Genomic DNA, 21,370 nt, shown 5'->3' with positions numbered 1-21,370 from the left:
AGAACAACTTTCCAGCTGCGCAGTACGACGATACTATTCAATAGAAAAAAATCTTCCACAATCGGGCGCATTTCCAGAGGATGGATCTGCGTTTTTTTTACATAAAGATGCAGGTTAGTTGGATAACTGCTTAAGGAATTATGAATAATTATTATTTCGGAACTTGGTAATATGTGTAAACGCCCTTTTTGGAAAGGAGCTGAGTTGCTGAAATGACGAAAAAGATTAACATTTGGGCATTTACCTTTTCAATAATCTTTATTTTTCTGTTTATGTTAGATAATTCTTGGGGACCAATAGCTTCCTCCATTTTGGGGATAAACTCTTTAAATCTGCTCTTATATTTTACATTGATAATTTTCTTTGTACGATTGATAGGTTTTGCGGGTGTTGAGGATTGGAAAGGAATGGCAAGGAGAAGGGAGACACCATTACTGGTGGTTTACTTAGATGGACGCAAGATGGAACGTATGTAGAAATGAATAGTTCGAGATTACCGAAAGAAAAAATGTTAGAAATTGCAAGATCAATGAATTAATGTTCTTCAACTATAGGCGGCTTTACTTCAATAAGGAGTAGAGCCTTTTTCTTATTGAACTAACGAGGCAGGTTAGTTTAAGTAGTGGACTTTATTTTATGTGGATTATTCAAAACGTAAATATTCTAATTCTGCTTTTAGTTCTTCTACAGATTTTTAAGATGGAGTTTGTCTTTTGATTGGTTATTGACTGTTTTTTCATAGATGGACACCTCTTTTTCTTTTATTCAAGGGTCGTCAAACCTTATGTAATTAAGGTGTTTTTTCAATGCCATAGATTTGAATCGGCAGACAAATTAAAAATCGCTGCCATTTCAAATGTGGAGGTCCCGTGTTCGTTCATACATGCAAGTAATACTTTGCTTATGCCGTATTTTCGAAGTTGAAACACGAAACCATTCGATTCCCGATCAAAAATCTAATGTGGACTTCTAATAACAAGATAAAGTTTACTTAGTCACAGCTTCTATTAACTGAGTGACAAATAATTGAGATTTCAGACCTTCTAGTCCATCAATCAGTGGTTTCTCATCATTTTGAATACAGTCAATAAAATGTTGTACAGCATCTTCAAAACCTCTTTGCTTTAACGTAGTATCCCAAGGAGGAGAAAACGAAGTAGTTACGCTGTTTTTAGATGCAATTTCTAAAGTGTTCATGTTTTTAATACTTAAAATTGCTCCATCTGTTAATAGTTCAAGTTTTTCAAGGTTAGTTCCCGCTTTTCGATGCATGTCTGTAAAAATAGAAACACCTTCCTTAGATTTATAAGCATGTCCGGCATAGACAAGATAATTCTCACTACTTAGATTTACTGTTCCATGGAGCAAATCTAAATCCCCATTTGCTAACCATCTAGCTGTATCAACTACATGCAAATAATCATCTAACATACTAAAGTCATAAGAGTAAGGACCCACACTATCTGTTCTATGTTTTTCAATGCGGACTGATGCAATGTTTTGAGCTTCTTGTTTTGCTTGTACATACATAGGTGCAAAGCGTCGATTAAATCCAACCATAAGCTTTCTTCCTGATTTTTCGCTTAGTTCTACTAATTTTTCAGCTTCAGCAACAGTTGCCGCTAATGGTTTATCTACATAAACATCTATTCCTTTAGTTAAAAGGGAAGATACTACTTCAAAATGTGAGCTAGTGGAACTATGTACGAAAACAGCATCACACTCTGCAGCAAGTGTTTATAAACTATTAAAATCTTGGATACGATATTGATTGCAAATCATTTTTCGTTTATCTTTGCTTGGTGAAAAAGCACCTACAAATGACCAATCTGTTTCTCGAGAAAGAATCGGTAAATATGCTTTTTGCGCTATACTTCCTAACCCTATCATGCCAATACGTGGTTTTTTCATCTTATCATCCTTTAAATGGAAATTTTTAATAGCAAAAATAGTATACAATGTTTTTGTGGTCTATACAACCAGAGTATTGTTATTTCCATTGTGGGTATGATTTCGAAGGAATAGCTAATATTATTTAGATGTTTTATTGTACAATAGGGTGATTCTTCATTAGAAAAAATCACTTTTTTATGTCACTAGACAGGCTTATAGTTTATGTAGAAACATACTTCAACTATGGGAGTTAATTAAGGATTATTGAGTTGCATAGGCAGCTCATCATTCTTTATTGAACTAACGGGGCAAGTTAGTTGAAAAAAATTATGTAAAAAGAGTTATTACGCCACCTATAAACAACAGAATTTTTGAGAAATGGTTCTAAACAGTAAAATTAATCAAGACCGATGTATTCAAGTTATCCTAATTATTATAAGCTTCAACGAGTTTACTGAAAAAGTTTAACTGGTTTATCCAAAGTTAATTTAGGATTAACAAATTGTTTGATATCTTTACAGTTCCCGTATCAATAAGTATAATAAATCCTGTAAAGTCGATTTCAATGAGCATATCAATTATTTTATAAGAGGTGCATTTGATGAGTGCGGTAGTTTGTTTCTAAATAAGAAAACATTATAGGAAATAAGGAAGTTTTAACAACAGGGGATTTAAGTTAGTTTTACACCCCTTGTTTTGTTGTGGACTTATTTCTACTTATGAAGATACCTACCATACTTTACAAACAAGCGCATCACTTCATGATTAGGACTATCGTTATTGATGGTTTTATTTATGTATTTTACTTTTGCATTGTAAACGTAAGCTGCGGTATCCACCGCGGCTTTTTTATATTTATACCCAACTCATTGGAATTTTGCCATTAGGTTTCTTCATTGCTCATCTATTAATCACATTGAGGAGAATGAAAACATGAATGAAAGTACTTTTGAAAAATTACAGTACAATGAACTAAAAGAAATCATAAAATCTTATTGCGTTAGCGGACTAGGCAAACAACTATTTGATAAATTAATTCCAAGTTCTAACTTAAAAGTAGTCAAACATCGATTAACCGAGACTTCTGAAGCACGTGCCATTCTAGATGCAGGAGGAAACGTGCCTTTCATAGGTGTTTCCAACACTGAACATATTATTGATAAATTAGAAAAAGGCATAATTTTAGACCCATCAGATCTTTTAAGTATTTCCGATTTTTTAAGAGGCTGCCGAAAAATAAAAATTTTCATGACCAGTAAAGAACTTTTGGCTCCGACATTAGAGGCCTATGCTAATTCCATGACAGAATTCATGGAGGTAGAAGAGGAAATTAATTTTTCTATCAAAAATAATCAGGTCGACTCGTCCGCCAGCAAGGAACTCAAACGTGTTCGTCACCATATCCAAACAACTGAACAAAAAATAAAGGAGAGATTAAATAAATTCTTAAACAGCAGCGCTAATAAAAATTATATCCAGGAATTTTTAATTAGTATCAAAGATGATCACTATACAATACCAATAAAAGCATCATACAAAAATCAAGTACAGGGAAACATAATTGAAATATCTTCTAGAGGTTCGACAGTCTTTATGGAACCTAGTGTGGTAGGAAAATTAAGTGTTGAATTAGCAACATTAAAATCAGAAGAGGCAATGTTAGAATATCAAATACTAGCCACTTTAACTGGGCTAGTGGCAGAAAATCTTCAACCTATTAATATTAATATTGAGCTTGTATCCCAGTACGACTTTATTTTTGCTAAAGCTAAATATAGCAGACATGTGGATGGGGTTGAGCCAAACATAAATGATCATGGGAATATAAAATTAATAAATTGCAAGCATCCATTATTATCGGGTCATGTTATACCACTTCAATTTGAGATTGGAAGCAGTTATCGTAGCTTAATTATAACGGGACCTAATGCTGGAGGAAAAACAATTGTGCTTAAGACAATTGGTCTTGTTACTTTGGCTACTATGTCCGGGTTTCATATTACAGCTTCGAAAGAAACCGAAATTGCAGTATTTGAGCGCATTTTTGTAGATATTGGCGACAATCAGAGTTTAGAAAATGCACTTAGCACGTTCTCTTCTCACATGAAGAACTTATCAGAGATACTTCAATCAGTAAACAACAGTACCTTGTTACTATTTGATGAGATTGGCAGTGGGACAGAACCAAATGAAGGAGCAGCGTTAGCAATCTCCCTCTTAGAAGAGTTTTATCTTAAAGGATGTATTACTGTTGCGACAACGCATTATGGAGAAATAAAACGTTTTTCCGAAATGCATAGTGACTTTATGAACGCTGCCATGCAATTTAATCATGAAACATTAGAACCATTATTTAAACTTCTCATAGGGCAGTCTGGAGACAGTAATGCCTTATGGATATCTAGAAAAATGAATGTACCAGAAAATGTTCTAAAAAGAGCAGAAGATTATATGAAAAATAAAGAGTATCGATTGGAACGATTAAATGAAAGTAAAATCCCGAGACCAAAAGCAGTTGTTGAAAAAGCAAAAAATAATATCGACTATCAAAAAGGAGACCGTGTAAAACTGTTTGACCACGACGATTTTGGAATAGTGTACAAAGAAAAAGACAAATATTATAACATTACTGTGTATTATCAAAATCAATTTATTGAGGTAAACGAAAAACGGTTGGCTCTAGAGTTAAAAGCTGTAGAGTTATATCCAGAAGGCTATGACTTAGATACTTTATTCATTGATTATAAAACAAAAAAACTAAATCATGATATTGAACGAGGCTCGAAAAAAGCACTCCGTAAAATCCATAAAGAAATTCGGGAAAATAAGTAAATAGAAAAAATCCTTGCTTTTTGAACGAAAAGCAGGGATTTTTCCTATTTTTATTATAGCTATAACAAAATCAGTTTTATTATTTGCATATTTATGTTTGTAATATTTTTTAATTTTGTAATTCCTGTTTGAGTTGTTCATATTGTATTTTTGCAGTATCATTTTTTCTTAAATAAAACTTTATTCTAAATCAACAACAAGAAGGAAATCATCTCATTGAAGTTCAGAACGAATCGGTTCCTCAGGATAGTATAGATCTATACGTAAGCAGACATCTCGATGTGTAAGTGTTTCACCTTTAAAACGAATCCAAATCTCATCATCTGCCATGACTCCATGTGTTTTTCATACAATGCCCCAGCGATTATAAGTTTGCATATCCAGTGAAGCCAGTATTTCTTTTGCGTTGACCCGAGTAGGAGGGTAGGTACGCCATTTTAGCCAACGTTCTATTTCATCTAAGCTAATAAGTTCAATAACCAATGGATGTTATACTAAAGGAATTATAAAAACTAGATGTTCAGCTATTTAATTAGAATCTAAGAATATGTTAGTGAGGTATTCAAAATAATGATGAAAATAGTACCCCCTAAGCCTTTTTTCTATAAAGGTGGAGAGAAAGCCGTTTTACTATTACATTCTTTTACAAGCAATACAATTGATATGAAAAAGTTAGGGAAGTATTTGCAAAAGAACAATTATTCTTGTTATGCACCATTATACAGTGGACATGGTTTAACAGCCGAAGAACTTCTCACATATAGACCTTCAGATTGGTGGCAAGATGTACTAAACGGTTACCAGTTGTTGAAGGATGAAGGTTTTGAAAAAATAGCTGTGATTGGTCTTTCTCTTGGTGGTGTGTTTGCATTAAAAGTTGGTCAAGAGTTGGAGGTAAATGGTATTGTGACAATGTCAGTGCCAATACATAGGGAAGCTCTTTTTCTACAAAAGCGTGTCTTTCATTATGCAAAAGTATACAAAAAATTTGAAGGGAAAAATGAAGAACAAATAAATTTAGAAATGAAACGACTTCAAAATATGTCTATCGATTCGTTAGTTGAGTTCCAACAGTTAATTGAAATAACGATGGATAAATTAGCACTTTTAACGTCACCAATTCGTATATTATATGGTGAATTAGATGATCCTTTGTATAAAGAGAGTGCAGAGGTGATTTTTCAAAGCTCTGCGACGAATCAAAAAACAATGAAGGGGTATCCGAACTCTAAACATTTAATGACATTAGGCACGGACATTAACGACGTGAATAAGGATATTCTTACATTCTTAAATGATTTAACTTGGTAGTTTTAATGAATCTCCTAATAACGATAGCTTTACTTCAAGAAGGAGTAAAGCTGATTCCTTATTCAACTAAAGGAGCAGTTTAGTTGAATAACAAATACTGTGAATTTAAATTAAAGTTCAATAATTTATAAAAAAGTCTGATCATTTATAACAAAGTTTGATAATAGATCTATTTTGTAAAGTATTTCTTTGTTCAACAATCGGGCCATTTAATTGAATAAAAAAAGGAATTTTTCGTTGATAATCTTCTTTTAACAGCCACACTTTTTTATGAAATAACGCTACTTTATATTAATAAAAGCAAAAAAATTCTGAATATTCAATTGACTTTTTGCTGCGATACGAAATATAATTTGGTTGGTCGACCAAACAATAAGGAGAGATAAAATGAGTGCTAAGGATAAACGTCAAAGATTAATTGATGCAGCATTTAAAGTTTTTAGCAGGAAGGGATTCAATAGTGCCTCTATAAAGGACATTGCTCACGAAGCTGGCATTACTCCTGGACTTGTTCATTATTATTTTAAGAATAAGGAAGAGTTGTTATTCTCCGTCCAGAGTGATATTCAAAAACGATACCATATTCAATATGATGGCAAAAAAGAGTCGGAAATAAATCCATTGGATGTTTTGTTTGAAATTAAATCAAGAGTAGAAAAAGATCCTGATTGGTATCGTTGGAGATATGAGCTTTATTCTTTAGGATTAAAGAATGATCCATATAAACAAGAAGTAGCAAACATTTTACTAAACGGGAGAGAGAGTCTTTCTAATCCCTTAAAGAACCTAAACTTTGAAGCTAAAGAAACTGATGCCCTTGCCGGTATTTTATTGGCTTGCTTCGATGGACTAGCCCTCCAAAAAATGTTCGATGACGAATTTGACCTTGATCAAACGTATAAGTTGTTAATTGACTTATTAGAGACCTATTTAAAAAAAGAAACAATTAGAGTTTAATAGAATGTTGATTGTTCATATGAGGAGAAAAACAATGAAAAAAGCAATCATTTTTTTAGGGAGCTTACTACTCCTACTACCCCCTTTTTCTGCTTCTGCTAAAACGGAAGATACTAAACAAAAAATAACAAATTTTATGGATGAGTCCTTAGATATGTATAATATTCCCGGCACATCATTGGTAATATTAGAAAACGGAGAAACGATTTATCAAAATCAATGGGGTGTTTTAAGTGATGGGTCAAATGTAACAGCAGACACACCGTTTCTTATCGGTTCTTTAAGCAAACCAATTACATCTCTTTCTATTATGATGTTAGTGGAAGATGGCAAAATAAAGCTGGATGAACCGATACAGTCCTATATCCCATCGTTTACCTATCAAACAGACAGTTCAAAACAAATTACAGTTTTGCATCTATTAGAACAAACAAGTGGTATTAGTGAGATTGAAGGTCTTAAAGTGACGGACAAGGATAGGCCGAAAGAGGGGGGAATCACTCAAGCTATAAAAGAACTTAGCGGTGTAGCGTTATCTCACGAGCCTGGAGAGGCTTATGAATATAACTCTGCTAACTATTTACTCTTAGGGGCAATTGTTGAAAATGTTTCGAATCAAACCTTTTCAGATTTTTTGAATACGAATATTTTCACCCCGCTTGGTATGGAAAATTCCGCTGCTGATTATGAAAGTGCGGTAGAAAAAGGATACATACCTGGTTTTGAGTCATGGTTTGGTAAGCCAGTTGTAAGTGATGGATTTTATGATCATGCGGGAGCACCTTACGGCTATATTGCTTCAAGTTCAAATGATTTAGCGAAATTTTTAAAATTTATGTTAGAGGGCGGAGACTTATTATCAGAACAAAACCTTGAGTTATTAAAAACTCCTCCAGTAGAAGGTAAAACATACGGTTACGGTTGGCATTTTTCTAAAACAGAACATTACCCTTTCCACGGTGGGGCCACATCTGATTTTAGAGCGCAAATGTTTTTTATACCTGAAGAAAATATTGCAGCAGTACTTTTAACCAATAAATATAATTTTATAGAAGATGCTCAAGTTTCTCATATAATGAATGGAATTCGATCTATCCTGAGCGGGAAAGGACCAGATGAATTGCCTGTACAAAGCTATAGTATCCAATGGAGTTTACTGGGGATTACATTACTCTTAGCTATTTTAACGATAATCTATTTCTTCAGTCTTAGAAGAAAGAAGGTTCTAAATAAAAAAATACCGTTAACTGTTGGAATCATTTCACTCCTCCTAGCTGTGGGATTGATCCCACTATTTGTTTATGTTATAGGTACCCCATGGAAAAGTATTAGTTTCTTCGCACCGGACATAGCATTATTAATCTATTGTTTGGTAGTAATATTTGCTCTTAATGGAATTATGACTTTAATAATAACAATTCTTAAAAAGAAAATTACATAAGCATTTCCATGGGCAAAATACTACAAATAAAAAAACATTCAATTATAGGGCGCTTTAATTAGCAAGGAGTGAAAGAATCAATTCTTGTACAATGCTAACTACATCACCTAATGAACTAATGAGTTCTTTACTGATTGGATCTGACATTGGAATAATGATTGGATTGGTTTTTCTCCAATGTGTGTTGGGTTTGATGCAACCGATATACTCAAGTATTTCCTTTTCATTAATTCCAGAAATAAGTAAGGAAGATGAACTTGTTGAAGCAAACGGTTTGTTGGAAACTACACTAAGACTTATGAGCATTATCGCTCCGGGAATTACATCTTTATAACTTTTAGTTATTCCACTGCAATACTTATATATAATTTCTTCATTCATGTTTTTGGTTAGTTTTATATCACTATCAAAAATACCTGTTACGAGTATCCAAAACTTGTAACGAATTTGATGTTGATGAATTCATCTATTTCTTAAACGAGAGAATTAATATTCTCAAGTAACAACTTTTAAAGAACGAGTAGATTTTGATAACTTACCATAAGTATGACGGTAGTGGTATGGGGACTCGCCATCGTTAAACAGATCGTATCGCTTCATCAAGATGACATCCGAGTGGAAAGTGAACCTGGTCAAGGAACGACCTTCATCGTCACCTTGCCAATCACTACACCAACAGATTAGTTAGATTCATTCTCTATGCTACGGCTCATATGCAAGCTTCCTTGCATATGAGCCGTAGCATTTTTTTGACAGTTCACATTCAGTTCATATTGTCGTCATGGGGAGTACATCTTTGTTGGTTAAGCTTTCATTAGTCGCACCGTTAAGGTAGCTGAATAAACAGATTAGAACAGGAGAAGATGAGAGTGACACAAACAGAGGAAATGAAAACGAGGAATGGAACGAAATCAAAGAAAGTACGAAGCATTTTGCTTAAAATCATAGGAGCAATCGTACTAGCAATCGTGCTTTTTCTAGCCATTGTTTATACAGTTAATATCATCAGTAATCATTCGGAGCAAAAAAGATTAGAGCCCTATGGTCAGCACGTAGCGATAGATGGGAAAAATATGAATGTTCTGATTCAAGGAGAAGGCGAAGAAACTGTCGTGCTACTACCTGGTTTTGGAACTGCAGCACCTGCTCTTGATTTTAAGCCGCTAATAGAAGAGCTATCACCATATTACAAAGTCGTCGTAGTTGAATCTTTTGGTTATGGATTAAGTGATCTAACCGAAAAGGAACGAAGTACGGAGAATATTGTAAGTGAAATTCATGAAGCTTTACAGGGTCTTCATATTGATCGTTATATTCTAATGGGCCACTCCATTTCAGGGATTTACGGACTCGATTATGTGAACAAGTATCCAAATGAAGTGAGTGCATTTGTCGGGCTCGATAGCAGTGTTCCAACGCTAAGCGAGAAGAGGTTTTCATCTTCAGAAATAGAAACTGTTAAACTACTCAAAAAATCAGGTTTCACCAGATTGCTAATGAAACCGGATACCGATGTATATGCTGAACTACCCTATGATGATCAAACAATAGAACAAATCAGAATTCTTATGCACAAAAACATGTATAATCCCAACCAATTAAATGAAATTGAAAATATGTATTCTAATTTTAAAAGGGCTGAAAATTCAACATTCCCCAAAAATCTTCCTGTTATTTTCTTTATCCAAGCGAATCATCCAGCAACGGATAGATGGATACCCGAGCATGAAAAGCAAAAAAAAGATTCTGTACATGGAAAAGTGGTACTACTGGAAGCAGGACATTATTTATATCGTTCCCATTACAAAGAAATCGTTAAAAACTTTAGGACGTTTATGGAAGAAATCCAATGAATTCATCATGTGTAAGCTTCTAAGATATGATGCCGCAGTATTTTTTGCTTGTTCATATTCAGTTCATATTATCGTCATGGGGAGTACATCTTCATTGGTTAAGATTTCATTACCGGTACATTAAGGAAGCCAAACAAACAAACAGATCAGGACAGGACAGGAGAAGATGACAGTGACACAACAAGAGGAAAACAAAACAGGGAGTGGAACGAAAATAAAGAAAGTGCGAAACATCTTACTTAAAATCATAGGAGCAATCGTTATAGCCATTGTTCTTTTTCTAGGTATTGTTTATATCACTAATGTGATGAGTAGTCATTCGGAGCAAAAACGAATAGTGCCCTACGGTCAGCACGTATCTGTAGACGGGAAAAATATGAATGTGTTAATTCAAGGCGAGGGCGAGGAAACGATCGTGCTCCTGCCTGGTTATGGAACAGCTACACCAGGGCTTGATTTTAAGCTTCTTATCGATGAATTATCTCCATTTTACAAAGTTGTTGCGGTAGAGCCTTTCGGTTATGGATTAAGTGATGAAACTGAAAAAAAGCGAACCACGGAGAATTTGGTAAGTGAAGTTCATGAAGCTCTACAGCAGCTTAATATTAACAGATACATGCTCATGGGCCACTCCATTACAGGCATTTATGGAATTGATTATGTGAACAAATATCCAAACGAGGTGACTGCATTTGTCGGAATCGATAGCAGTGTTGCAACACAACCAGGTATGGATATCAAATTCCCATTAAAAACGTTTGCATTCCTCAAAAAATCGGGTCTCTTAAGATTGACCATGAAAATAAGTGCTGACCCCTATGCTGGACTGGCATTTGATGAAAAAACCGTAGAGCAAATGAAAATGATTTCGAATAAAAACATGTATAATGACACTACCTTGAATGAGATGGAGCATATTTCGTCTAATTTTAAAGGGGCTCAAGTTTTAACCTTTCCTAAAGATCTTCCACTTCTTCTCTTTGTACAAGCGAATAATGAAGGTGTAGCAGGATGGATACCTCTGCATGAAGGGCAGATCAAAGACTCGGTACATGGAAAAGTAGTAACCATGGATGGATCACATTATTTACACCATACCAAATTCAAAGAAATCGCTAAAAACGTTAGAGTATTTATGAAAGAAGTAAAGTAGAAGTAAGGATAACGTACAAAATTAGCTTTATTCTTTCAAATTTTTTGTGTAACCAAATCTATTTTTACATAAACGAAATTTAATTATAAAGGGGACTAAATTATTGGGGATTTATAAAGGAGTAGAAATGCTTCATCTTGAATTTAATGGGATTATTATTCATCCAACTCTTTTATGGAATCAAGAAATGGCTGTTTTAATAGACACTGGATTTCCTGGACAAATTGAAGATATACGAGTGGCAATGGAAAAGGTGGGAATATCGTTTGATAAACTAAAAGTCATAATATTGACGCATCAGGATATAGATCATATAGGTAGTATTCCTGAGATATTACAGGAGTGTGGAAGTAATATTAAAGTATATGCTCACGATCTGGATAAGCCTTATATTCAAGGGGATTTATCTCTTTTAAAAGACGGGCATCTAGAGAACCCCCCTAAGGGCAAAGTGGACGATACCTTGAAAGACGGTCAAGAATTGCCGTATTGTGGTGGAATTCGTATCATCCATACTCCAGGGCATACACCTGGCCATATCAGTCTATATTTGGAACAAAGTAAAACACTGATTGCTGGGGATTCAATGTACAGTGAAAACGGAATAATTAAAGGGATTCATGCCCCGACAGTCCTGGATATAAAAGAAGCTCGTCTCTCTTTGAAGAAATACTTAGACCTCGACATTGAATCAGTGGTTTGTTACCACGGAGGGTTAAGTAAGGGAAATATTCATGACCAGATTCAAGAAGTAATTTCATATTAAAATTCTAGAACTTTCTTCAGCAATTGAGCACTTTACTTGAAGATTATTGAGCTGTTTAGACATTAGACAGCTCTTTTTTCTTATTCAACTAAAGGGGTAGGTTAGTTGAAGAAGTACAAAATAAAAAGACCAATAAGTGGTCTTTTTTAAAGGGAGATATCTAAAGTTTTTAGTAACGTATCAATTTCTGTTTTAATGGTGAAAAAATGAGGCTTACTTTCATTATCAAATATGAGTAAATAAGGCTTTTCATCTTCGGGAATAATAATGATAACTTCATCAATCAAAGTATTCACCCATTTATTTTCTATACGAAGAGATGGAGTTAAGGGGATTTTAACTATAAAACCTTTGTCTGGAATAGGTTTTATTTTTACAACAATATTGTCAATTTCTTCAATAATTTTTTTGGTCTCTAATTGTATTTCCGGATTTATTGGGATTTTTATAATCTTATGTTTTTGAATATCAAGAAGTTCAATATTTGTTGTGCTTTGTGCACTTACTATAATTAGATTAAATAGGAAAAGTATAGGAATTGACGTAAATAATATTTTACGAATCACATTTATCACCTTAGATTTAGACTTACCAAAGAATATTTTGTTATACATGCTTATTCAACTAACGGGTGCTTTACTTGAAGATCGTTGAGTTGCATATGCAGCTCTTTTTTCTTTATTGGACTATAGGGGCAGCTTAGTTGTATAAGTGAAAATATAGTTTTTATTGAAATTTATGTAATAATAGATATATTAAAACATAATTCAGGGAGGTTTTTATGCAAACTGCAATACCAGCTACTTCTATGTTTCTAATTATTGGATTGTTCATTTTAGTTCGTAGAATCCGTTCTATGTACAAACCAACCAAAGGTAGAGGAGGGCGAATAATTCTTCCTATTCTATTTTTAACACCAGGATTTTCATTTCTTCTAAACGCTTCTGGGCACGTCACATACCTTCAATTATCAATAGCAATTTTTTTAGGAGTGGGTTTTTCTATTCCTCTTATTTTATGGTCAGATTATGAAATACGAAATGATGGTTTAATTTATGCTAAGAAAAGTCCTGCTTTTATAATTACTTTCGCCATTATGATTGCTTTACGTTATTATTTTCGACAACATATTTCTACTATCGAATCAGGTACACTCAATATGCTAATTTTCTTACTTGTTATTTGTTATTTAATTCCTTGGAGAATAGCTTGCTATATAAAGTATAAAAAGGTTCTTAAACTAAAAAATACAGTCAGTTTGTAGAACTTCGTATATCTCTAACACCCTCCAAAATGAAAAAAGAAGTATAAGTTTGTGAATAAATGCACTTAAACTAGCGGTTGCTTTAGTTCAATAAACGAGTTATAAAAACAAACGAACATTTAACAAGTAAAAGATCGATTCCTTAAAGGAATCGATCTTTTTTGTTAATTTAGAAGTGGGATTTCTTATTTGCTGTACAAAGACGAGGGGTTTGATCTAAGAAGGATAACGTGAACTTATTGAACTAACGAGGCAGGTAACAAATAGAGGTGATTATCGGTATTGAGCCTGGTCTTTTTTTTGCAACAAATGTAAGTAACAATAATCTTTTATCGTTTTACGATAAAAGATTATTGACTAAGGATGTTTTTTTAATTATTATTATAGCTATAGGAAGTTGAGAAGGCGGTGAATTATGAAACAAAAGGAATTAGCAAAATGGTTAAAATTAATAATTGTTTTTTGCGGATTATTTGGATTGTTATTCTGTATCTTCGTTGGACCAGAAATCGGAAGGAATGTATTACTAGAATCTAAATCTTTAAAGCCGTTATTTAATCCTTTTTTAGTGTTTATTTGGATAACTGGAGTTCCATACTTTATAGCTTTATGTGTAGGTTGGATTATCTGTTCAGATATTAGCGTGGGTAATGATTTTACAGTTGAAAATGCGAAAAGGTTAAAGCTAATAAGTGTGTTAGCAATGATAGAAGGGGCATTATATGCTGTTGCATTGCTATACACCGTTATCATTAGAAATTACAACACTAATCTATTAATGATTCTTTTGCTTATTCTGTTTTTTGCAATTGTTATTTCTGTATTTACTTCTTTGCTTTCTTATTTAATGCGTAGAGCAAGTGAAATAAAGCAGGATAACGAATTTACGATTTGAGGTGTAACATGGTTATCATAGTTAATCTTGATGTAATGCTGGCAAAGAGGAAAATGAGTGTTACTGAATTATCGGGAAAACTAGGTATCACAATGGCGAACGTTTCAATATTAAAGAATGGAAAAGCAAAAGCTATCAAGTTTTCAACTTTAAAAAAAATATGTGAAGTATTAGACTGTCAACCAGGTGATATCTTGGAATATAAAAAAAATGATTAAACTAATTTTTAATGGGAGGAAAATGATTATGAAAAAGTATTTAATTGCATCTACACCAATTTTTTTAGGAGTAATTTGCCTTATTGCAAAAGCAATAATAGGGAGTAACGTGGCTTCAGACGGTACCTTAGAAGAACCCTTTTTCTTGATTCCAATTGGTTTTTTACTATTCTTCTTAGGCATTGTATTAGTAATTGGTATGGCATTAATTTCAATGTTTAAAAAAACTCAAATTTCTAATTAACAAACGTACACTATTTACCTTTTAAACATAATATTAAATTGTAAAATATTTAATTTTATTAATATTATACCAATCTTTAATTATGTAGTTTTATTGTAAAAGTGCAATTAAAAAAGCTCCTTCTTCAACTAAAGAGGCAGTTTAGTACAAGAAGAGTTTAAAAAAATATTAGCAAGGACATTTGGAAACCAATATTCTATAATGGGATTTAAATACAAAAGAGGTGAATGAAATGCGACCCATATTATCAAGGGATTTGAATGAAAAAGATTTCAGAAATTTTTACTGATTAAAAGAAGAACTACTGGTTTTTTGTAGAGAAAATGGGTTAAGTACTTCAGGTTCTAAAGTTGAAATCACAGATAGAATTGTTTTCTTTCTTCAAACATTGCTTTTGGAGTACCAGATACTAATAAGTTTTTTTGGTAATCATTCATAAGGGGAAAATTGATCAAGCAGATGATTTAACAGCGTATGATGCATCTCCTTATCCCAAAAAGGAGTTTGTAATATTGGAAGATATTAAGTATGATTCACCAGAGTTGCTTAAAATAGCACTGAAAACGGGCAGTATTTATCCTGGTAAATATTGGGCGAAAGGTTATAATTTTATACTTAGAAAAGACACAGAGAGAAATATTAACCTAATATTAGTGATAGGTTAGAATAGTGACCAGACAGAAATGAAAGCAGCGAGCTTTAATGCTTCAACAGGAGAATACATTAAACCTAGTTTATCAGTTATTGTTCCTTATTAAGCTAACGGGTGCTTTAGTAGAAGATCTTTGAGTTGTTCAGACAGCTCTTTATTTAATTAAAGGTAGAAAGTATTCATCAGAAACCTCTTCGCAATATCTCAACAAAGTTTAACGCCGAAATTAGGCATACACGCTGCCTTGGGTGAATATCTTAATGGGAAATTACTTTTTAATAATTGGGGTGATACACCTGGGATACTTTGTAACTGTCGAACCAGGCGTCAACGTATTTATAGAGGACATCAATCCAAAGGGAAATAAAACGATACTTTTTATTCATGGATGGCCGCTAAACCATAACCAGTTCGAATATCAGTTCAACTTCCTTCCAACACTTGGATATCGTTGTATCGGAATGGACTGGAGGGGATATGGCAATTCGGATAAACCTTTTAGCGGGTACAGTTTCGATAGATTAGCAGATGATGTCCGCATGGTCATCGAAGCGTTACAGTTAAAAAACATAACACTGGCAGGACACTCTACAGGAGGAGCAATCTCGATTCGTTATATGGCTCGTTACAAAGGGTATGGGGTATCTAAACTCGTCCTGATTGACGCTGCCTCTCCATCTAGCGTTCCAAAAGAATTTATAAATAAAATCATCGAAGATACAAATCATGACCGACCGCAAATGCTGCAAGACCAAACGGGAATTTTTTTCTTTCAGTATATTTCCGAACCGAAATCCGATTGGTTCGTTTTAATGGGATTACAAGCGGCGAATTGGGCGACTTCCGCCATTATGGTCACGCTTAGAGATGAAAATGTTTACAACGATCTTGGTCAGATCGATGTACCCACATTAATTATTCACGGAATTCATGATAAAGTCGTTCCGTTTACCCAAGCTGAGGAAACAAATAAGCTGATCAAAAATTCGAAGCTAGTTCCGTTCCAATACAGCGGCCATTGCGCTTTTTTAGAGGAGCGAGATAGATTCAACCAATTATTATCTTCTTTTGCATAACGACTCGGAATAGCAACACCGTCGCCAATTAATTTGTAAGCGTCAAATAGCCCCCACCTTAAATAGCTACATGCCTTGGTCGAAAAATATCCAAGCCATATGTGCAAAATAGCCATCTATTTGAATAAATTTCAGATAGATGGCCATTCGTCGTGCGTACCGGAAAGGTGCGCATATTAATTGTATTTCGGGCTTACTAACAACTATCGATATCAGTGGAGCTTGAAAAAGATGACCCCTAGAGAAATTGCTTCAAAGCTACAAAGTTGATGAAGATATAGCAAATAATGAAAGTTCTATCAAGGTTAATACAGATTTATTTGAACGAATCAATCAGTTCAATAAATTTAATCTTTTAGAAATAATCCAGTATAACAAGAAGATCAAGTAGCAAGTCAATTCCATTACACCTATGATAAATCTGGGAATATAAGACAAGAAGAAAGTGACAAAGGAACATCTAAATTTGAATATGATGCAAATAGTCAGTTAACAAATGAAAAACTGCCAGATGGTTCAACAAATGCTTATGATTACGATGCAGTAGGCAATCGTAAAGAACGCATATCGATTAAACAAACAGATTCCTTTGAATATAACGCAGCCAATCAAATCAAAATAAAAAATGGACAGGCCTACAACTATGATGATGATGGAAATCTAACTCAAGATGAAAACTTTAAGTATGAATACAATGGACTGGGTCAACAAGTTCGAGTGACAGATTTAGCGGATAAAGAGATTGCTAGATATGAATATGATGAAACAAATCTTCGGAGTAAAAAGATTGTGGGTTCTAAATCATACGAATATTATTATGGTAATGATAATTTAACACTGGAAATCATTAAAGAAAACAATAATATATTGGAATATAGATATTATCAATGGAATGGTAATACGCCGCTTGGTATGATTGTGAAGAAGAAAGGTTCGGAAGGTAATTGGAAAGAAAAAATATTCCATTACTGGACGAATCAACGTGGTAATGTTATTTCGATTCGAGATAATAGTAACAATGAAATAGGTTCATATACGTATGGTGTGATTGGAAATGTGTTAGATGAAAAAGGCGAAATTGCTAAGTACAACACTATTCGTTATGCAGGTTATTATTACGATCATGAAACAAAAAATTATTATCTACAAGCTAGATTTTATAATCCTGAAAATGGTAGCTTTTTAGCATTACCTATGAAATAGAAAAGAGATGAAGTAGTTTTGAATATAGAAGAGTTTTCAGAGGTTGAACGATTATTAATAGAGAAATTTGGAAGATTAGATGTTCAAGAAGATGAGTTAGCTTATAAACATTTTATTACAGGAAATCTTGATCGTTTTAATAGGTTATTAACTAACGAGGAATGCATTAATTTAATGATATTGTTTAATCCGCGAAATGATTTTGAAACTCAAGAGTTCTTTGGTATAGAAGAAAAATTCTTAGAAATTTTTAGATATTTATTTAGGAAAAATGGGGAAACTCCAGTGTATATATATTGCCCAGAACTAGAAAGTAAAAGGAAGTATATTTTCAGATACCTGAAGAAGGTGTTAGATAAGCAAGAGTTCTCTCTTTTTAAAAAAATAAAAAATACTATTGTTCCTCATAACGGTTTATTTGAAATTAAGACTCAAGAGCATTTGGAAATTTTCGCAAAGCTATCACTAAGACATTTACATTTTTCTAATTTCTTTTTTGAAGACTCTGTAATAATTGGTAATTACGAATTAAATATTCCGATTTACTGCTTTGATATTTCATATCTCAAAGAATGTGAAAGCGAAGCAAATAAGGTAGGCTTGTATATACGAAGTAAATACTGATTAATACTGTATAATTCAAGCAGTTCGCCATGTTGGTTTATAGAGAAGTCGTTTTATCATTATGATCGAGTTGATCACGAAGAAGGAGAATGTCTCCAACAATGCGAATAAAGTCCGCTGCAAAGCAATGACGAAGCTTGTGAGGGCTGATGCCATTAATACTAATCATATTATAGTTTTGAGAAACTAATTGTTCGAAAATAGATGGATGCCAGGATTAAATGATGAATCAATAATTCATGTTTCCTTTGAGTTAAAAAAGAACAACAATTAGAAAAAAAGAGTAAGTATCCAACAAAATTACATTGTTCGAAAAATATCAATTAACTCTAAAATTATAATATTTAAAATGTACTTAATCCCTTGATACAAAAGGGATTAGGCGCTCTTTTTTATTGTAATATATTGGAGCGGAAAGAAGGATTACCGTTTTTGTTTGGAACATATTGTACTAACGGAGATGGTTAGGTTGAACGAGCAGGGACTTTTTTGGAGGCGAAGAAGTAATTTTGTAAATGAAGAATTATTCTAGAATCTGTAGAGAAATCGAATGGGGTGTGTATCAATGTTAATTAAAGGTTATAAAGTTATGGATCATTTCTTTGTAATGAGGAATGCTTCTATTTTGTCTGGGGTTAAAAAGGTATTATTATAACAATAAATGAATAAAAAAATCGATATATATTTATTGTAAAACGATAAATTCGGTGATAAGATAATATTTATAATAAATAAGTGAGGTGCTTTTTATGAAACAAGTATCAACGCTCTTTTTAAAGGTAGCTGTTGTTCTTATTGGAATTCCGATTCTTGCTTTGTGCATCTTTTTAGTGCCTGAGATCGCGAAGTTTGCAGCAGAATTGTTTCCAAATATTACTTATATTAAATATCTTGTAATAATCTATTTTTACCTAACGGCGATACCTTTTTACTTTGCTCTATATCAAGCTTTTAAACTTTTAATCTATATTGATAAGAGCAAAGCTTTCTCGGAACTATCTATAAGAACTTTAAAAAATATAAAATTTTGTGCAATTATAATTACAACTCTGTATGTGGTAGGCATGCCACTCTTTTATTTCATAGCGGAAATGGACGACGCCCCAGGTATCATAGTAATCGGAATGGTTGTTATTTTTGCTTCGCTTGTAATTGCAGTATTTGCTGCTGTTCTTGAAAAGCTTTTAAAAGATGCGATTGTTTTAAAATCTGAAAATGATTTAACGGTCTGAGGTGAATAAAATGGCAATAATAATCAATATTGACGTCATGTTAGCGAAACGGAAAATGAGTGTCACAGAACTTTCCGAGAGAGTTGGAATAACGATGGCTAATCTTTCTATATTGAAAAATGGAAAGGCAAAAGCGATTCGATTATCAACTTTAGATGCGATTTGTAAGGCTTTAGAATGTCAGCCAGGAGATATATTAGAATATAAAAGTGATGTAGAAACTCAAGAATAATAGACGACAAATTTCTCAAACTAACGAGGTGCTTTAGTTTAATTTGAGATAAATGTGTTCAAACTTTTTATGAGAATTGTATATGACAGCAAAGTAGATTTAGTTGTAATCGGAAATCGTGGTTTAAATGGACTACAAGAAATGGTTCTTGGTAATGTCGTTTAAAAAATTAATAGTGTAAATGTAGCTTTGTAAAAAAGATTGATTAAACTCATCTCACCTCTATAGATTTCTTAGAGGTGAGATGAGTTTTTTATTGGATACTTATGTTAATGGCACTATAAAGATTGTAAAGAAATGTACATAAAACAACTGGGCAGTTTAGTTGAAGAATAATGATACAAAATCTTTAAAAGCTTCAAGGAGGTATTACTATTGGAAATTAAAACGAAGACTTACTTATTGTTGAAGAATTTTAAGGAATGGTCTGAATAACAAAGCCATATAAAAGGTGCAGCGGTTGTGGGTTCATTTGCAATGGGATCTTCTAGTCACCTTCACCAGAGGAGCTAGACATCCGTCTACCAAAATGAGCTACCCTTAAGGTTATTTACCATGTGATTAATTGTCACTTCACTTAAATCAGGTAGGCTTGGCGAATATCTGCTTTTGTGAAAAGTCCCATAAGTAGAGATGCTAATGTTGTTTAGCCTTATAAGCTGACTAATTTACTACTTTCCCTTTGTTATTTAAAATTTTTATTTCATATGAGTCAATATGAGATACTGAGTTCAGTTTTTTAGAATGTAAGATTTCATTTATTTTCTCTTCAAGTCCCATAGTAAACTTATATGTATCTTTATCTAAAGTCTTTATGGATGTATGAATGGTAATGGATTTTTGATAATCCGTATTTATATTTTCAATTATGTCGTAATCTTTAAGTCCTTCCATTAAAGTCGATGTTAAAAGGCTAAGTTCTTTCTGTCTATTTTTAACTTCTTCTGTAATGATAGATAGATCCAGCCTCTCTACAACAACTGTATAGTCTTTTAGTGTTGAGGATTTAATTATACTTTTTGCAATGGACCCCATATCCTTTTTAACGGATTTAAAATATTCTTCATTCGCTTCAACTTGTATCACCAATTCTTTCTTTGAAGTCATTTTTACAACAAAGCCCTCGTATTTTTCATGAAGTTTTTCACTTACTCTTTTCAATGTAGTTATATTTAGAACTTCTTCTTTAGTAGCTAAAGGTTCTTGTTTCTCTTTAGTTGATATAGAAGTATCAACTTCTAAAGGCCGATTTAACAGGCTAAATGAAGCTATTCCTACTATAAGTATTCCAGCAATTATCAATATCCTTTTTAACAAATAATCCCTCCCGTTAAGAAGGTATGCCCTATATCACCTCAAAATGTCACGAAAACACAATGTCCTTCTGGTTGTTTGTATATTGACTGATGATTCCTAAAGGCTGATTGTTGTCATCTTTCAATTATCTAATTTTTGCTACGAGATCTCTTTTCAGTAATGAGTGAGGAGATAAAAATGGCTTTTGGTACTTTGATAAGCATTATT

General features: G+C 33.1%; 22 protein-coding genes and 2 pseudogenes. 20 read left to right on the top strand and 4 right to left on the bottom strand.

Going from position 1 to position 21,370, the window contains the following annotated elements; all coding sequences use genetic code 11:
- Positions 1 to 397: 397 nt before the first annotated feature.
- On the top strand, positions 398 to 538 hold the full coding sequence (locus tag MKY02_RS12370) for a hypothetical protein (protein ID WP_340709072.1): 141 nt from the start codon (positions 398 to 400) through the stop codon (positions 536 to 538).
- A 449-nt stretch (positions 539 to 987) separates the two neighbouring features.
- Here the strand turns inward: MKY02_RS12370 and MKY02_RS12365 are convergent.
- Positions 988 to 1,911 (bottom strand): annotated as a pseudogene (locus tag MKY02_RS12365) (Gfo/Idh/MocA family protein).
- 915 nt (positions 1,912 to 2,826) lie between these two features.
- On the opposite strand from MKY02_RS12365, the gene MKY02_RS12360 reads away from it, so the two are divergent.
- The 4 genes from MKY02_RS12360 to MKY02_RS12345 all read left to right on the top strand — a co-directional run bounded on the left by MKY02_RS12360 (position 2,827) and on the right by MKY02_RS12345 (position 8,434).
- Entirely contained in the window at positions 2,827 to 4,725 is a 1,899-nt protein-coding gene (locus tag MKY02_RS12360; RefSeq protein WP_340711266.1) for an endonuclease MutS2, read from the top strand.
- 570 nt (positions 4,726 to 5,295) lie between these two features.
- Entirely contained in the window at positions 5,296 to 6,036 is a 741-nt protein-coding gene (locus tag MKY02_RS12355; protein WP_038191450.1) for an alpha/beta hydrolase, read from the top strand.
- A 387-nt stretch (positions 6,037 to 6,423) separates the two neighbouring features.
- Positions 6,424 to 6,993, top strand: a complete 570-nt coding sequence (locus MKY02_RS12350) for a TetR/AcrR family transcriptional regulator (protein WP_038191452.1) — start codon at positions 6,424 to 6,426, stop codon at positions 6,991 to 6,993.
- 34 nt (positions 6,994 to 7,027) lie between these two features.
- A complete protein-coding gene (locus tag MKY02_RS12345; RefSeq protein WP_081730169.1) occupies positions 7,028 to 8,434 on the top strand; it encodes a serine hydrolase in 1,407 nt (468 codons plus the stop codon).
- Between the two features lie 54 nt (positions 8,435 to 8,488).
- On the opposite strand, the gene MKY02_RS12340 is transcribed toward MKY02_RS12345, so the two are convergent.
- Complete coding sequence (locus tag MKY02_RS12340; protein ID WP_155981219.1) at positions 8,489 to 8,740, bottom strand: hypothetical protein; 252 nt, start codon at positions 8,738 to 8,740, stop codon at positions 8,489 to 8,491.
- A 236-nt stretch (positions 8,741 to 8,976) separates the two neighbouring features.
- On the opposite strand from MKY02_RS12340, the pseudogene MKY02_RS22030 reads away from it, so the two are divergent.
- From MKY02_RS22030 to MKY02_RS12325, 4 genes and pseudogenes are all read left to right on the top strand, one after another.
- A pseudogene (locus MKY02_RS22030) lies at positions 8,977 to 9,118 on the top strand (ATP-binding protein); the annotation flags it as partial.
- A gap of 179 nt (positions 9,119 to 9,297) precedes the next feature.
- A complete protein-coding gene (locus MKY02_RS12335) occupies positions 9,298 to 10,287 on the top strand; it encodes an alpha/beta hydrolase (RefSeq protein ID WP_076035361.1) in 990 nt (329 codons plus the stop codon).
- A gap of 172 nt (positions 10,288 to 10,459) precedes the next feature.
- Positions 10,460 to 11,440 carry an alpha/beta hydrolase gene (locus MKY02_RS12330; RefSeq protein WP_340711261.1) on the top strand — a complete coding sequence of 327 codons (981 nt, stop codon included), beginning with the start codon at positions 10,460 to 10,462 and terminating at the stop codon, positions 11,438 to 11,440.
- A gap of 103 nt (positions 11,441 to 11,543) precedes the next feature.
- Positions 11,544 to 12,206 (top strand): MBL fold metallo-hydrolase, encoded by a 663-nt coding sequence (locus MKY02_RS12325; protein ID WP_340709068.1) that lies wholly within the window; start codon positions 11,544 to 11,546, stop codon positions 12,204 to 12,206.
- Between the two features lie 146 nt (positions 12,207 to 12,352).
- On the opposite strand, the gene MKY02_RS12320 is transcribed toward MKY02_RS12325, so the two are convergent.
- Positions 12,353 to 12,772: a hypothetical protein gene (locus MKY02_RS12320; protein WP_038181061.1), complete on the bottom strand. Its 420-nt coding sequence runs from the start codon at positions 12,770 to 12,772 to the stop codon at positions 12,353 to 12,355.
- Positions 12,773 to 12,987: 215 nt separating this feature from the next.
- On the opposite strand from MKY02_RS12320, the gene MKY02_RS12315 reads away from it, so the two are divergent.
- The 11 genes from MKY02_RS12315 to MKY02_RS12270 all read left to right on the top strand — a co-directional run bounded on the left by MKY02_RS12315 (position 12,988) and on the right by MKY02_RS12270 (position 19,846).
- Positions 12,988 to 13,470, top strand: a complete 483-nt coding sequence (locus tag MKY02_RS12315) for a CcdC family protein (RefSeq protein ID WP_038181063.1) — start codon at positions 12,988 to 12,990, stop codon at positions 13,468 to 13,470.
- A gap of 415 nt (positions 13,471 to 13,885) precedes the next feature.
- A complete protein-coding gene (locus tag MKY02_RS12310) occupies positions 13,886 to 14,365 on the top strand; it encodes a DUF2975 domain-containing protein (RefSeq protein ID WP_038181064.1) in 480 nt (159 codons plus the stop codon).
- 8 nt (positions 14,366 to 14,373) lie between these two features.
- A complete protein-coding gene (locus MKY02_RS12305; RefSeq protein WP_038181065.1) occupies positions 14,374 to 14,583 on the top strand; it encodes a helix-turn-helix domain-containing protein in 210 nt (69 codons plus the stop codon).
- A 28-nt stretch (positions 14,584 to 14,611) separates the two neighbouring features.
- Positions 14,612 to 14,827 (top strand): DUF3955 domain-containing protein, encoded by a 216-nt coding sequence (locus tag MKY02_RS12300; RefSeq protein WP_038181067.1) that lies wholly within the window; start codon positions 14,612 to 14,614, stop codon positions 14,825 to 14,827.
- A gap of 304 nt (positions 14,828 to 15,131) precedes the next feature.
- A complete protein-coding gene (locus MKY02_RS22025) occupies positions 15,132 to 15,266 on the top strand; it encodes an SAP domain-containing protein (RefSeq protein ID WP_235175705.1) in 135 nt (44 codons plus the stop codon).
- Positions 15,267 to 15,339: 73 nt separating this feature from the next.
- Positions 15,340 to 15,492: a hypothetical protein gene (locus tag MKY02_RS12295; protein WP_235175685.1), complete on the top strand. Its 153-nt coding sequence runs from the start codon at positions 15,340 to 15,342 to the stop codon at positions 15,490 to 15,492.
- Between the two features lie 283 nt (positions 15,493 to 15,775).
- Positions 15,776 to 16,555: an alpha/beta fold hydrolase gene (locus MKY02_RS12290; protein WP_340711691.1), complete on the top strand. Its 780-nt coding sequence runs from the start codon at positions 15,776 to 15,778 to the stop codon at positions 16,553 to 16,555.
- Between the two features lie 717 nt (positions 16,556 to 17,272).
- Positions 17,273 to 17,758, top strand: a complete 486-nt coding sequence (locus MKY02_RS12285; protein ID WP_235175686.1) for an RHS repeat-associated core domain-containing protein — start codon at positions 17,273 to 17,275, stop codon at positions 17,756 to 17,758.
- Between the two features lie 18 nt (positions 17,759 to 17,776).
- A complete protein-coding gene (locus MKY02_RS12280; RefSeq protein ID WP_038181078.1) occupies positions 17,777 to 18,382 on the top strand; it encodes a hypothetical protein in 606 nt (201 codons plus the stop codon).
- A gap of 749 nt (positions 18,383 to 19,131) precedes the next feature.
- Positions 19,132 to 19,614 (top strand): DUF2975 domain-containing protein, encoded by a 483-nt coding sequence (locus MKY02_RS12275; protein WP_038181081.1) that lies wholly within the window; start codon positions 19,132 to 19,134, stop codon positions 19,612 to 19,614.
- A 10-nt stretch (positions 19,615 to 19,624) separates the two neighbouring features.
- Positions 19,625 to 19,846 (top strand): helix-turn-helix domain-containing protein, encoded by a 222-nt coding sequence (locus tag MKY02_RS12270; RefSeq protein ID WP_038181085.1) that lies wholly within the window; start codon positions 19,625 to 19,627, stop codon positions 19,844 to 19,846.
- A gap of 663 nt (positions 19,847 to 20,509) precedes the next feature.
- Here the strand turns inward: MKY02_RS12270 and MKY02_RS12265 are convergent.
- Positions 20,510 to 21,163, bottom strand: coding sequence for a hypothetical protein (locus MKY02_RS12265; protein ID WP_038181087.1), 654 nt, complete (start codon positions 21,161 to 21,163; stop codon positions 20,510 to 20,512).
- Between the last annotated feature and the right edge of the window lie 207 nt (positions 21,164 to 21,370).

Source organism: Viridibacillus sp. FSL R5-0888, assembly GCF_038009105.1.
In the GTDB taxonomy this organism is placed as follows: Bacteria; Bacillota; Bacilli; order Bacillales_A; family Planococcaceae; genus Viridibacillus; species Viridibacillus arenosi.
Note: the sequence above shows the minus strand (reverse complement) of the source record. Positions and strands in the feature narration are given on the sequence as shown.